Below are 13,305 nucleotides of genomic sequence, written 5' to 3'. Positions count from 1 at the left end.
CGTCCTGTCGCACGTCCGGCCGTACCCGGAACGTCCTGGCCCCGGGCAGACCGCGCCCCACCCTACGCCGCCGTTCCGCCCTCGCGCCGCCCCTGCGGCGGGGAACGGGCGGGCTGTGGCCAAACTACGACACAGCGCCCCCGGCCGGGCGGAGAATCGGCTGCGCCCGACCGGAGGTGACGCCGGATCAGGCCATCCCGGCCTCGCGCATCTGCCGCAGCTCGCGCTTGAGCTCCTTGACCTCGTCCCGCAGCCGGGCCGCCACCTCGAACTGCAGCTCGGCCGCGGCGGTGTGCATCCGGTCGGTCATGTTCTGGATCAGCTCGGCGAGCTCGGCCGCGGGCAGGCTCTTGGCGGGCTTGCGGTCGATGCCCAGCGCCGGGACCGGCGCCTTGCCCTTGCCCTGCTGCCGGTACCCGGTGGCGAGCAGCTCCTCGGTGTCGACGTCCTCCCCCGCCATGGTGGAGAGCAGGTCGCCGATCTTCTTCCGCAGCGGCTGCGGGTCGATCCCGTGCTCCTCGTTGTACGCCTGCTGGACGGCGCGCCGGCGGTTGGTCTCGCTGATCGCCAGGTCCATCGCCGGGGTGATCTTGTCGGCGTACATGTGCACCTGGCCGGACACGTTGCGCGCCGCGCGGCCGATGGTCTGGATCAGCGAGGTGCCGGAGCGCAGGAAGCCCTCCTTGTCCGCGTCCAGGATCGCCACCAGCGAGACCTCGGGCAGGTCGAGGCCCTCGCGGAGCAGGTTGATGCCGACCAGCACGTCGTACTCGCCGGCCCGCAGCTCGCGCAGCAGCTCGATCCGGCGCAGCGTGTCGACGTCGCTGTGCAGGTAGCGGACCCGGATGTCGAGGCCGAGGAAGTAGTCGGTGAGGTCCTCGGCCATCTTCTTGGTGAGCGTGGTGACCAGGACCCGCTCGTCCTTCTCCACCCGCTGCCGGATCTCGTGCACCAGGTCGTCGATCTGGCCCTCGGTGGGCTTGACGATCACCTCGGGGTCGATCAGGCCGGTCGGGCGGATGATCTGCTCGACCTGGCCGTCGCCGCGGGCCAGCTCGTACTTGCCGGGGGTGGCCGACAGGTAGACGGTCTGGCCGATCCGCTCCTGGAACTCCTCCCACTTCAGCGGCCGGTTGTCCATCGCCGAGGGCAGCCGGAAGCCGTGCTCGACCAGCGTGCGCTTGCGCGAGGCGTCCCCCTCGTACATCGCGCCGATCTGCGGGACGGTGACGTGCGACTCGTCGATGACCAGCAGGAAGTCGTCCGGGAAGTAGTCGAGCAGGGTGTTCGGCGGGGAGCCGGGCTCGCGGCCGTCGAAGTGCATCGAGTAGTTCTCGACGCCCGAGCAGGTGCCGATCTGGCGGAGCATCTCGATGTCGTACGTGGTGCGCATCCGCAGCCGCTGGGCCTCCAGCAGCTTGCCCTGCTTCTCCATCCGGGCCAGGCTCTGCTCCAGCTCGGCCTCGATGCCGGTGATCGCCCGCTCCATCCGCTCCGGGCCGGCCACGTAGTGCGAGGCGGGGAAGACGTGGATCGCGTCGTCCTGGCTGATCACCTCGCCGGTCAGCGGGTGCAGCGTGTACAGCGCCTCGATCTCGTCGCCGAACATCTCGATCCGGACGGCGAGCTCCTCGTACACCGGGAAGATCTCGATGGTGTCGCCGCGGACCCGGAAGGTGCCGCGGGTGAAGGCGAGGTCGTTGCGGGTGTACTGGATGTCGACGAAGCGGCGCAGCAGGGCGTCCCGGTCGACCTCCTCGCCGACCTTGAGCCGGACCATCCGGTCCACGTACTCCTGCGGGGTGCCGAGGCCGTAGATGCAGGAGACCGACGCGACCACCACGACGTCCCGCCGGGTGAGCAGGCTGTTGGTGGCGGAGTGGCGCAGCCGCTCGACCTCCTCGTTGATCGAGGAGTCCTTCTCGATGTAGGTGTCCGTCTGCGGGACGTACGCCTCGGGCTGGTAGTAGTCGTAGTACGAGACGAAGTACTCGACCGCGTTGTTCGGCAGCAGCTCGCGGAACTCGTTCGCCAGCTGGGCGGCCAGCGTCTTGTTCGGCGCCATCACCAGGGTGGGGCGCTGCAGCTTCTCGATCATCCAGGCCGTGGTGGCCGACTTGCCGGTGCCGGTCGCGCCGAGCAGGACGACGTCCTTCTCGCCGGCGCGGACGCGGCGCTCCAGCTCGGCGATGGCCGCCGGCTGGTCACCGTTGGGCTGGTAGGGACTGACGACCTCGAAGGGCGCCACGGACCGCTCGATACTCGTGATGGGACGCACGCCCCCCACCGTACGACCGGCCACCGACAGAGCGGGTGCTACTTCGCGGAGTCCCGGGCCAGCGCCACCAGCCGGGAGACCGCCCGCAGGTACTTCTTGCGGTAGCCGCCGCGCAGCATCTCCTCGGTGAACACCTGGTCGAACGGCACGCCGGAGGCGGTGATCGGCAGCTCCCGGTCGTACATCCGGTCGGCCAGCACCACCAGGCGCAGCGCGGTCGACTGGTCGTCGACCTGGTGCACCCCGCGCAGGAACACCGCGCCGACCTCGTCCAGCAGCGCGCCGTACCGGCTGGGGTGCACCTCCTTCAGGTGCTCCAGCAGCGCGTCGAAGTCGTCCAGCGAGGCGCCCGGGGTGCGGGCCGCGCGGGCGGTCACCTCGGCGTCGTCGTACGGCGGCGGGGCGTCCGGCAGGCCGCGGTGGCGGTAGTCCTGGCCGTCGATCCGCACCGGGCGGAAGTGCGCGGACAGGCCCTGGATCTCCCGCATGAAGTCGGCGGCGGCGAACCGGCCCTCGCCGAGCTTCTCCGGCAGCGTGTTCGAGGTCGCGCACAGCTTGACGCCGTTCTCCACCAGCTTGCCGAGCAGCGTCGACACCAGGACGGTGTCGCCCGGGTCGTCCAGCTCGAACTCGTCGATGCACAGCAGCCGGTGCGAGCTGAGCGTGCGCACCGCGCCCTGGAAGGTCAGCGCGCCGACCAGGTTGGTCAGCTCGACGAACGTCCCGAACGCCTTCGGCCCGGGAACCGCGTGCCACAGCGAGGCCAGCAGGTGCGTCTTGCCTACGCCGTACCCGCCGTCCAGGTAGATCCCGGCCGGCCCGGTGGGCGCGGGCGCCGAACGCCGGAACCAGCCGCGCTTCGGGGGCTCGGCGGCGCCGTTCAGCCCGGCGGCGAAGGACTCCAGGATCTGGACGGCCTCGTACTGGCTCGGCTGCGCGGAGTCCGGCAGGTAGCTGCCGAAGCTCACCCCGGCGAAGCGCGGCGGCGGCACCATCTCCGCGACCAGCCGTTCGGCCGGTACCACCGGACGCCGATCGGACAGGGCTATCGCGGTGTGAATATCGGACTCCGAGGCTGCAGACACGAGACAACAGGGTACTCGCGCCGGAAGACCCGCCGCCTCCGCCTGCGAGACTCGGAGACATGAGGCAACTGATCGGCGAGACCCCCGGCACCCCCGGCAGCCTGGAGTGGCTGGCGCAGGCGTACGCGTACCCGGACGACGGGGCGTGGCTGCGGGCGAACATGGTGACCTCGCTGGACGGCGCGGCCCGGTTGGACGGCCTCTCGGAGGGGCTGTCCAGCGAGGCGGACAAGCGGATCTTCGGGGTGCTGCGGGCGCTGTGCGACGTGGTGCTGGTGGGGGCCGAGACGGTGCGGGCCGAGGGGTACCGGCCGGCGCGGGCCCGGCCCGACTTCGCGGAGCGGCGGGCGGCCGCCGGCCAGTCGCCGGCGCCGGTGATCGCGGTGGTGTCGCGCAGCCTGGAGCTGGACCTGTCGGCGCCGCTGTTCACCGAGCCGCTGGTGCCGACCGTGGTGGTCACCACCGTCGACGCGCCGCCCGGGAAGCTCGCCCGGGTCGCCGCCGCAGCCGATGTGATCACCGCAGGAACGGGCTCGGTGGACCTCCCCCGGGCGGTGGCCGCGCTCACGGAGCGTGGTTGGCGCCGGCAGCTCTCGGAGGGCGGTCCCCACTTGCTCGGTCAGCTCGCGGCGGGCGGCGTGCTGGACGAGTTGTGCCTGTCGGTGGCGCCCCTGGTGACGGCGGGTGATTCACCGAGGATCGTGAACGGGCCGGGAATCCCGGACGTCCGGCCGATGCGGCTGGTGTCATTGATCGAGGAGAAAGGTTTCCTCTTCACCCGCTATCTGCGGCCGACCGATCCGGACCGCTCCCCGAGCGTCCCCGCCCGCACCTGAGACACATCCTGACCGATGTGGATCATGTGATCGCTGTGGCGCGTGTGCAGCGTGAGGAATCCTTCCTCCGGGCACTATGAAGGAGGGGAGCAGGGAGCCGGACCCGGGGGCCCGCACCAGCGAAGGGACTCACGTGTTCAAGACCGTACTGATGATCGAAAAGGCGCTCTCCGACGCCGACGTGGAACTGGTCACCACGCTCCACGGCGAGGAGAAGGTCTCCTTCGTCGTCCTGATGCAACCCCGCGGCAAGCAGGACGAGTTGCTGCGCGCCCTGGACGACGTGGCCCTCGGCCATCTGGACAAGGCGGTGCACGAGCGCGACGAGGGCGAGGAGGAGGCGCCGACCCTCGCGGGCGAGTCCCTCGAACACAGCCTGCGCCACCTGCAGCGGGCCGGCGCGGAGGCGGTCGGCGAGGTGGTCGGGGCGCACCCGTTGGTGCGGCTGCGCGAGGTGGTCGAGGAGAACCGGGCCGACGAGGTGCTGGTGCTGACCTCGCCGCACTTCGTCGAGGAGTTCTTCCACCGGGACTGGGCCTCCCGCGCCCGGCACGAGGTCGGCGTCCCGGTGCTGAAGCTGTTCGCCAGCGAAGCCTGACCGGTCTCCCGGTTAGGGCAGAATCGTCCCGTGGTGTCTACCGGTAGACACCACGGGACGATCCCGCCTCCTCACGCCCGTACGGAGCCAGCCTTGAACGACGCCGCCCACGACCTGCACGCCCCGCACTTCATCGGCATCGGCGGCGCCGGCATGTCCGGCCTGGCGAAGATCCTCGCGGTGCGCGGCGCGACCGTCTCGGGTTCCGACGCGAAGGAGTCGGAGACCGTGCGGGCGCTGCGCGAGCTGGGCGCGACGGTGTTCGTCGGGCACGCCGCGGAGCACCTGCCGGCCGGGACCAGCAGCGTGGTGGTCTCCAGCGCGATCCGCGCCGACAACCCGGAGCTGGTGGCCGCGCGGGAGCGCGGCGTCCCGGTGGTGCACCGCTCCGACGCGCTGGCGGCGCTGATGGGCGGGCGCCGGGCGCTCGCGGTGGCGGGCACGCACGGCAAGACCACGACCACCTCGATGCTCGCGGTCAGCCTGGGCGAGCTGGGCCTGGAGCCCTCGTACGCGATCGGCGGCGACCTGGACGCACCGGGGTCGAACGCGCACCACGGGGCGGGCGAGATCTTCGTCGCGGAGGCGGACGAGAGCGACCGCAGCTTCCACAAGTACGCGCCCGAGGTGGCGATCGTGCTGAACGTGGAGCTGGACCACCACGCCAACTACGCGTCGATCGAGGAGATCTACGAGTCCTTCGAGACCTTCGTCGGCCGGATCCAGCCCGGCGGCACCCTGGTGGTCTCGGCCGACCACGAGGGCGCCCGCGAGCTGACCCGCCGGGTGACGGGCCGGGAGGGCCTGAACGTGGTGACGGTCGGCGCCGCCGCCGACGCCGACCTGCGGGTGCTGGAGGTCGAGGCGCGCGGCATGACCAGCGAGGTGACGGTCGAACTGGGCGGCGAGCCGCTGACCTTCACCGTCTCGGTGCCCGGCCGGCACTACGCGCACAACGCGGTCGCGGCGCTCGCCGCGGGCATCGCGCTGGGCGTCCCGGCCGAGGGGCTGGCGAAGGCGCTGGGCGCGTACACCGGGGTGCGGCGGCGGCTGCAGCTCAAGGGCGAGGCGCGCGGCGTGCAGGTGATCGACTCCTACGCGCACCACCCGACCGAGATGGCCGCCGACCTGGAGGCGATCCGGGAGGCGGCGGGCCCGGGCCGGGTGCTGGTGGTCTTCCAGCCGCACCTGTTCTCGCGCACCCAGCAGCTGGCCGAGGAGATGGGGCAGGCGCTGGCGCTGGCCGACGCCTCGGTGGTGCTGGACATCTACCCGGCCCGCGAGGACCCGATCCCCGGCGTCACCGCCGAGCTGATCATCGACGCGGCCCGCCGGGCCGGTGCCGACGTCCGCGCCGAGCACGACTTCGCGGCCGCCCCGGCGCTGCTGGCCGCGCTGGCCGCCCCCGGCGACCTGGTGCTGACCATGGGCGCGGGCGACGTCACGAACCTGGGCCCGGAAATTCTGGCCGCCCTGGCGGACGTTGCACCTGCTGTCTGACGTCCCCGTTCCGAGCTGGAGAGCTGGAGAGTCGCCGTGAGCTACGAGGTCCAGAAGTCCGACGCCGAGTGGCGCGCCGAGCTGACGCCGGAGGAGTACCACGTGCTCCGCGAGGCCGGTACCGAGCGGCCGTTCGTCGGCGAGTACACCGACACCAAGACGGTCGGCGTCTACAGCTGCCGGGCGTGCGGCGCCGAGCTGTTCAGCAGCGAGACCAAGTTCGACAGCCACTGCGGCTGGCCGTCGTACTACGCGCCGCTGGCCGGCGACTCGGTGGAGTACCTGGAGGACAGCAGTCTCGGCATGCGCCGGGTCGAGGTGCGCTGCAAGAAGTGCGGCAGCCACCTCGGGCACGTCTTCGAGGGCGAGGGGTACGACACCCCGACCGACCAGCGCTACTGCATCAACTCGATCTCGCTGACGCTGAAGCCCGCCGAGTAGGGTCCGGGCCCGCCCGCCCGCGTGGAAGACTGGATCTTCTTCCGGACGGTCTTGGACGTGGGTGGGGCGGGCGTGGCGCGGCGGCGTGGTTCTGGCGTGTGGTCGGTACTGGCGGAGGCGCAGCGCGAGCAGCACCGCCGGGCGGAGGCGCAGCGGCGGGCGGCGGAGGCCCGGCAGCGGGAGGGCGAGCGGGCCCGGCGGGAGGCGCAGCGGGCGGCGGCGCGGGGTGAGCGCGAGGCGCTGAAGGCGTACCAGCAGGGGCGGGAGTCGGATGCCGTCCGGCGCAGTGCCGAACTGGACGAGCGGGTGGCCGAGTTGCGCGGGGTGCTGGCGGCCGGGCTGGCCGGGCCGGGGTTCTCGCTGGTCGCGGGGGGCCGTCCGGCGGTGCCGCCGTTCGACCCGGGGCCGTTGGGCGTGCCGGTGCCGATGCCGGACCAGAACTGGTACCTGGTGCCGCCCCCGGCCGGGCCGCAGGCGTACCACCCGGGGGCGCGCCGGCAGTGGGAGGAGCAGTCCGCGCAGGCCCGGGCCAGGTTCGAGCACGACTGGCAGGCCGCCTGGGCCGCCGAGCAGCAGCGGCAGCACCAGCTCGCCGACTACCGCGCCCAGTACGACGCGTGGGCGGTGGAGCGGCACCGGCTGCTGGCCGGGCAGACCACGCAGGCGGGGCGGCTGGCGGCCCGGCTGCGGGCGGGCGAGGCGGCGGCGGTCGCCGAGTACTTCGAGGCGGTCGTCGACTGGCGCGAGGACTGGCCGGACGGCTTCCCCGCCGACGGCGAGGCCGTCTGGGACGCCGCGGCCCGGCGGCTGGTGGTGCGCTGGGAGCTGCCGCCGTACGAGGTGGTGCCCGCCCTGTCGAGGTACCGGTACGTCCGGTCGGACGACCGGGAGGACGAGGTGGCCCGGCCGGTCGGGCAGCGGCGGGAGCTGTACCGCGAGGTGCTGGCGCAGTGCGCGCTGCGGGTGCTGGCGGAGGTGTTCCGGGCCGACGCCGGCGGGCTGCTGGCCTCGGTGGGGCTGAACGGCGTGGTGGTGGCGACCGATCCGGCGACCGGACAGGAGGGGGAGCGCTGCCTGCTGGCCGTGGAGGTCGGCCGGGAGGTGTTCGCGGGCCTCGCGCTGGACCGGGTGGACCCGCTGGAGTGCCTGGTCGGCGCGCTCGGCGGGCGGATCGCGGCCCGGCCGGAGAAGGGCGGGACGGTCGCCGAGGTGCCGACCACGGTCGAGCCCGCGCCCGTTCCCGTCCCGGTGCTCGTGGTGGACGGCGAGGGGCCGGACCTGTTCGAGATGGACCCGCTGGAGTTCGAGGAGCTGATCGCCGAGCTGTTCCGCCGCCGGGGCCTGCGCACCAGCACCACCGCGCGCAGCGGTGACGAGGGCGTGGACGTGCTGGCCGAGGACCCGGACCCGATCACCGGCGGGAAGATCGTCATCCAGGCCAAGCGCTACCGGAAGACCGTGCCGCCGAGCGCCGTCCGCGACCTGGAGTCCACCATGCGCCGGCAGGGTGCCAACCGGGGCATCCTGGTGACCACGGCGGGCTTCGGTCCCGGCTCCCGCAAGCACGCCGAGGGCCAGCCGCTCACCCTGGTGGACGGTCCGATGCTGCTCGCGCTGCTGCGCGAGCACGGCCTGCCGGGCCGGCTGGGTCCGGCCCCCTCGGCGCCCGTCCGACCCGCCGTCCCCGCCGTGGAGTTGGTGCCGGGTCAGAACCTGGTGCTGCCCGACGGCGAGGTCAAGGTCCGGTTCCGGTCCGGTGGTGCGGCGGCCGATCTGACGCTGCTGCTGCTCGACGCGGGCGGGCGGGTCCGGCACGACCGGGACTTCGTCTTCTACCACCAGCCCGCCGCGGAGGGCGGCGCCGTGACGCTCCGTCCGGACGAGCGCACCGCGACCGTCCGCACCGCGCAACTCCCGGACGCGGTACGGCGGGTGGCGATCGCCGTCAACCTGGACGCGGACGGCGACGGCACCTGCGCGGACCTGGTCGACCCGGCGGTGGAGCTCGCCTCCGGCGGCGGCCGGTGGCTGTTCCGCCCGCCGGCCGACCCGGCGGTCTCCGCGATGCTGGTCGCCGAGGTCTACCGCCACCCGGCCGACGGCTGGAAGCTCCGCGCGGTCGGCCAGGGCTGGTCCGACGGCCTGGCGGGCCTGGCCCGCGCCCACGGCGTGGACGTCGCTTAGCCGCCTCCCGCCGCGCGCAGTTCCCCGCGCCCCCGAGCTGTCGCCCCGCCCGCGGCTACCCGCCGAGCGCCTTGGTGTGCTTCCACTCGGCCGCGCACGCGCGGTAGCCGAACCAGTCGTTGATGGCGAGCATCGGGGCGTTGCCCTCGTCGTTCTGGGTGTACGCGGCGGTGAGGCCGCGGGCCTTGGCGCGGTGCAGCGAGTGGGCCTTGGCGAGCTTGGCCAGGCCGCGGCCGCGGTGGGTGGAGCGGGTCGCGGTGAAGGAGGACCAGTAGGTGCGGCGGCCGTCGGTCTGGGCGGCGGAGAAGGCGACCGGTTCGCCGTCCGCGAGGACCACCGCGGTGAGGGTGTGGTCCTGGTCGGGGCGCTGCCAGATCTCGGCGAGCCAGCCCTCGTAGGGCTGGTCGTCGAGGACCAGGTCGCCCGGTTCGGCGCGGGCGCCGTCGATGTCGACCAGGTAGATCGGGTACGGGTCGTCCAGGAAGTCGGCGGCGGTGCGCAGTTCGACGCCGGGCGGGGTGGGCGGCAGCGGGCGCAGCGGGGCGGTGAGGTCGAGGCCGGAGAAGCGGCCGGCCCGGCCGCTCCTGCGGTAGCCGCGGGCGGCGGCGAAGCCGAGCGCCTCGGGGGTGTCGTCGGCCCAGCCGTGGGCGTCCCGGGTGCCCAGGGCGGCGAGGTCCCGTTCGGCGGCGGCGAGCAGGGCGGTGCCGATGCCCGCGCCGCGGTGCTCGGGGAGCACGCTGACGTTGAGGAAGCCCTGGTCGGGGGTGGTGCTCTCGGTCACCGGGCCGAACCGGGCGGTGCCGACGACCTGTCCGGCCCGCTCGGCGACCAGCAGGTGGTAGTGCGGCAGGGCGGCCTGCCAGGCGACCACCTCGGGGGTGGTGACCAGGTGCGGGCGGCCGGCCCGGTAGGCCTCGGCGGCCCCGGGGGCGTCGGCGGATGCGAACGGGCGGATGCGGTACGGCGTGGAAGTCATAGGCATGTCACGTTAGCCAGTCGTTCGTCCGCGCGCCGCTGAATTTCCCCCCCGCGCGCGTGTGCGTTCAGTGAAGCCGAAACCTCAAGTTCAGCTCTGAGTTTCCGGTGTCCCGCTTGGCATCGGCGCGCGGTGGATACACCCTCGGCAACGGGGAGTCGGGCGGTCCGAAAGGCCCGACGGAAAGGGGGTGGAATATGTCTTCGTCCGATATTCCGCGATTGGGCACCGGCCTCGGCTGGCGCCCCGAGATCGACACCGCGGTGGAGCGGCTGCCCGGCCTCGACTGGGTGGAGGTGGTGGCCGAGAACGTCTGCGCCGAGCACCTGCCGCCCTCGCTGGCCGAACTGCGCTCCCGCGGGGTCACGGTCGTCCCGCACGGCGTCTCGCTCGGGCTGGGGGACGCCGCCGAACCGGACCCGGCCCGGCTGGCCCGGCTGGCGGGCGTGGCCGAGGCGCTCGGGTCGCCGCTGGTCAGCGAGCACCTGGCGTTCGTCCGGGCGGGCGGCCTGGAGGCCGGGCACCTGCTGCCGGTGCCGCGCACCCGGGCCGCGCTGCGGGTGGTGGTGGCCAACGTCCGGATCGCCCAGCGGGAGCTGCCGGTGCCGCTGGCGCTGGAGAACATCGCCGCCCACCTGGCCTGGCCGGGCGACGAGCTGACCGAGGCCCAGTTCCTCGCCGAACTGGTCGAACGGACCGGCGTCCGCCTGCTGGTGGACGTCGCCAACCTGCACACCAACCGGGTCAACCTGGGCGTCGACCCGGCCGCCGAGCTGGACCGGCTGCCGCTGGAGGCCCTCGCCTACGTGCACGTGGCCGGCGGCGTCGAGCGCGACGGCGTCTGGCACGACACCCACACCCACCCCGTCACCGCACCCGTGCTGGAGGTGCTGGCCGCGCTCTGCGAGCGGACCGACCCGCCCGGGGTGCTGCTGGAACGGGACGGCGCGTACCCGCCGCCCGCCGAACTGTCCGCCGAACTCGACGCCATCCGCCGCGTCCAGCGCCTGCACCGGAGGGAAGCCGCCCGTGTCTGAGCACCACGAATACCTGATCCGCGACCGCGCCGACGCCGAACTCGCCCTCGCCCGGGTCGAACTGGCGCGCCGCCAGGAGGAGTTGCTGGCCGCCCTGACGGCCGGCGGCCCGGCCCCGGCCGGCTTCGACCCCGAGCAGCTGCGCGTCCAGGCCGCGGGCCTGCTCGCCAAGCGCCGGGAGACCGTCGGCCACCTGATGCCGGAACTGCCCGACCTGCTCGGGGCGGACTTCGCCCCGCGGTTCGCCCGCTACGCCGCCGGCCGGCCGCTCACCGGCGGCTACCGGGCCGACGCCCGGGCCTTCGCCGAGTGGGCCCTGGACAGCGGCCCCGCCGCCGCCGACTGGCGGCCCGCGCTGCGCCGCCTGCTGCGCCCCGCCGCCTCCCGGTGGAGCCGCCTGCTGCCGCACCGCGACCGCGCCGCCAAGGCGCACCCGTAACCGCCCGTACCGCACAGAAGGGAACCACGGGGGATGTGGAACTTCCGGTTCGTCCTGGCGTTCGCGCTCGTCGTGTGCTCGATCGCCGTCGCCGCCGCCTTCAACCGGCGCAGCACCCGGGTCACCGACCCGCGCGGCCTGCCCGGACGCGGCCTGCCGCTGCTGGAGGTCGCCTTCCTGGCCGGCGGGCCCGGCCGGGTCGTCGACACCGCGCTGGTCCGGATGGAGCGCGAGGGCCGGGTGGTGGTCTCCCGGGCCCACCGGGTCACCGTCACCACCGACCGGACCACCGACCCGGTCGAACGGGTCCTGATCACCGCGGTCGGCGGCCGGGCCGGGCGCGACCTGTCCGTGCTGCGCACCTCGGTGCCGGGCAGCCCCGAGGTGCAGCGGATCGGCGACGGGCTCGCCGCCCGCGGCCTGCTGCGCCACCCGGGCGCGCTGAAGGCCGCCTGGCGGGCCCGGCGGCTGGTGGTGCTGGCGCTGGTCGTCACGCTGGTGCTGGGCGCGGTCTCCACCGCCCAGTGGCTGGACGCGCCCGACCGGGACTCCACCGCGCCGCCGTTCTTCCCGTTCGGCGTGCTGGCCCTGTTCACGCTGATCAGCCTGGTCGCCACCCGCCCCGCGAAGCGCCGGATCACCCCGGCCGGCCTGCGCCAGCTGCAGCTGGTCCGCGGCAGCACCCCGTGGCGGCCCCGGGAGGTGGAGCGGGCGCACGCCGAACTGGTCGGCGCGTTCGCCCTGGACGGCACCGCCGCGCTGAAGGGCTCCGACCAGCAGGCGCTGCGCGAGGCGCTCGGCGGCGGCACGGCGCCGGCCGGCCGGCTGGTGAAGAGCGGGCGGAGCGGGCGGAACTCCGACAGCGGCAGCTCGGACTTCGCGGCCGGGGCCGGGGCCGGGGTGTGGTGCGGGTCGTCCCCGTCCTCGTCCTGCGGCTCGTCCGGCGGCCACTCGGGCGGTTCCTCGCACCACTCCTGCGGGGGTTCCTCCTCGCACTCGTGCGGCGGTTCCTCGCACTCCTGCGGTTCGTCCAGCTCCTGCGGGTCGAGTTGCGGCGGGGGCGGCTGCGGCGGGTCCTGACCGTTCCTCGAGTCACAGTTCGGTATCGCGGCGCGGGTATCCGTTCCGCTTCCGGCGCGCACAGGACTAGAACAGCAAGCATGTGGGTGTTGCTGCTGATCCCGTCCTGCGCCGCCGCGGTGCTCTCCTGCCTCCGGCTGGTGCGGGTCGCCGCGATCGCGGACGCCTGCACCGGCCGGGTCCCGCACCCGCTCCACCGGGCCTCCGGCGTCGGCCTCTACGAGACCGCGTACCTGGCCGGCGGCCCGGCCCGGGTGGTCGACCTGGCGCTGGTCCGGATGGCCGCCCTCGGCCGCCTCCACCTCGCCCACACCGGCTGGACCACCGTCGTCGACCCGCAGGGGCGCGGCCGCCTGGAGCGCGCGCTGATCGGCGCGATCGGCCCGGACGGTCAGTGCCGCACCGCCCAGTTGAAGGCCGCGCTGGCCGCCCACCCGACCGTCCGCGACATCGGCGACCGGCTGGCGCAGGCGGGGCTGGCGACGCCGGCCGTGGTCCGCGACCACGCCCTGCGGGCGATCCGGCAGGTCCGCTGGGCGCTGGCCGGGGCGGCCTCGATGCTGCTGCTGACCGTCCTGCTCACCGCCCCCGACGGCACCGCCGCCCGCACCGCCGTCGCCTGGTACGCGCTCCCCCTGGTGCTCACCGGCGGCACCCTCCTGATGGCCCGGGTCGACGTGCACGCCTACACCGCGTGGGCCGCCCCGGCCGGCCAGACCCTGCTGCGGGCCCTGCCCTGCCGCCACACCGCCACCGACGACCTGCTCACCGCCGTCGCCATCTCCGGCCCCGCCGCCGTCCCGGACCCGCGCCTGCGCGCGGCCCTCGGCTCCTAGCGGGGAGCACGGGGC

10 protein-coding genes and 1 pseudogene are annotated in these 13,305 nt (G+C 74.1%); 8 read left to right on the top strand and 3 right to left on the bottom strand.

What is annotated here, in order from left to right; genetic code table 11:
- Positions 1-187 precede the first annotated feature (187 nt).
- The gene (uvrB, locus tag OU787_RS23905) at positions 188-2,278 is read right to left on the bottom strand and encodes an excinuclease ABC subunit UvrB (protein WP_268660483.1); all 2,091 of its coding nucleotides are present in this window, start codon (positions 2,276-2,278) and stop codon (positions 188-190) included.
- 38 nt (positions 2,279-2,316) lie between these two features.
- Entirely contained in the window at positions 2,317-3,363 is a 1,047-nt protein-coding gene (zapE, locus tag OU787_RS23900) for a cell division protein ZapE (protein ID WP_051816841.1), read from the bottom strand.
- A gap of 59 nt (positions 3,364-3,422) precedes the next feature.
- On the opposite strand from zapE, the gene OU787_RS23895 reads away from it, so the two are divergent.
- The 5 genes from OU787_RS23895 (at position 3,423) to OU787_RS23875 (ending at position 8,922) form a co-directional block, all read left to right on the top strand.
- Positions 3,423-4,199: a pyrimidine reductase family protein gene (locus OU787_RS23895; RefSeq protein ID WP_030459667.1), complete on the top strand. Its 777-nt coding sequence runs from the start codon at positions 3,423-3,425 to the stop codon at positions 4,197-4,199.
- A 133-nt stretch (positions 4,200-4,332) separates the two neighbouring features.
- Positions 4,333-4,797: a hypothetical protein gene (locus tag OU787_RS23890; RefSeq protein WP_030459668.1), complete on the top strand. Its 465-nt coding sequence runs from the start codon at positions 4,333-4,335 to the stop codon at positions 4,795-4,797.
- 93 nt (positions 4,798-4,890) lie between these two features.
- A complete protein-coding gene (gene murC / locus OU787_RS23885) occupies positions 4,891-6,297 on the top strand; it encodes a UDP-N-acetylmuramate--L-alanine ligase (RefSeq protein ID WP_268660482.1) in 1,407 nt (468 codons plus the stop codon).
- Positions 6,298-6,333: 36 nt separating this feature from the next.
- Positions 6,334-6,738: a peptide-methionine (R)-S-oxide reductase MsrB gene (msrB, locus tag OU787_RS23880; RefSeq protein WP_030459670.1), complete on the top strand. Its 405-nt coding sequence runs from the start codon at positions 6,334-6,336 to the stop codon at positions 6,736-6,738.
- Positions 6,739-6,834: 96 nt separating this feature from the next.
- The gene (locus OU787_RS23875) at positions 6,835-8,922 is read left to right on the top strand and encodes a restriction endonuclease (protein WP_268660481.1); all 2,088 of its coding nucleotides are present in this window, start codon (positions 6,835-6,837) and stop codon (positions 8,920-8,922) included.
- A gap of 55 nt (positions 8,923-8,977) precedes the next feature.
- On the opposite strand, the gene OU787_RS23870 is transcribed toward OU787_RS23875, so the two are convergent.
- Complete coding sequence (locus tag OU787_RS23870) at positions 8,978-9,898, bottom strand: GNAT family N-acetyltransferase (protein ID WP_030459672.1); 921 nt, start codon at positions 9,896-9,898, stop codon at positions 8,978-8,980.
- Positions 9,899-10,110: 212 nt separating this feature from the next.
- On the opposite strand from OU787_RS23870, the pseudogene OU787_RS23865 reads away from it, so the two are divergent.
- The 3 genes and pseudogenes from OU787_RS23865 to OU787_RS23855 all read left to right on the top strand — a co-directional run bounded on the left by OU787_RS23865 (position 10,111) and on the right by OU787_RS23855 (position 13,290).
- Positions 10,111-11,374, top strand: a pseudogene (locus tag OU787_RS23865) (DUF692 domain-containing protein).
- 33 nt (positions 11,375-11,407) lie between these two features.
- On the top strand, positions 11,408-12,454 hold the full coding sequence (locus OU787_RS23860; protein WP_268660480.1) for a TIGR04222 domain-containing membrane protein: 1,047 nt from the start codon (positions 11,408-11,410) through the stop codon (positions 12,452-12,454).
- Positions 12,455-12,534: 80 nt separating this feature from the next.
- Positions 12,535-13,290: a TIGR04222 domain-containing membrane protein gene (locus tag OU787_RS23855; RefSeq protein ID WP_030459674.1), complete on the top strand. Its 756-nt coding sequence runs from the start codon at positions 12,535-12,537 to the stop codon at positions 13,288-13,290.
- Positions 13,291-13,305: the final 15 nt, after the last annotated feature.

The organism is Kitasatospora sp. YST-16, assembly GCF_026802215.1.
Taxonomy (GTDB): domain Bacteria; phylum Actinomycetota; class Actinomycetes; order Streptomycetales; family Streptomycetaceae; genus Kitasatospora; species Kitasatospora cineracea.
Note: the sequence above shows the minus strand (reverse complement) of the source record. Positions and strands in the feature narration are given on the sequence as shown.

Coding starts and splice junctions, on each gene's coding strand:
- OU787_RS23855 (WP_030459674.1), top strand. CDS start 12,535: ATGTGGGTGTTGCTGCTGATCCCGTCCTGCGCCGCCGCGGTGCTCTCC.
- OU787_RS23870 (WP_030459672.1), bottom strand. CDS start 9,898: ATGACTTCCACGCCGTACCGCATCCGCCCGTTCGCATCCGCCGACGCC.
- OU787_RS23895 (WP_030459667.1), top strand. CDS start 3,423: ATGAGGCAACTGATCGGCGAGACCCCCGGCACCCCCGGCAGCCTGGAG.
- OU787_RS23860 (WP_268660480.1), top strand. CDS start 11,408: ATGTGGAACTTCCGGTTCGTCCTGGCGTTCGCGCTCGTCGTGTGCTCG.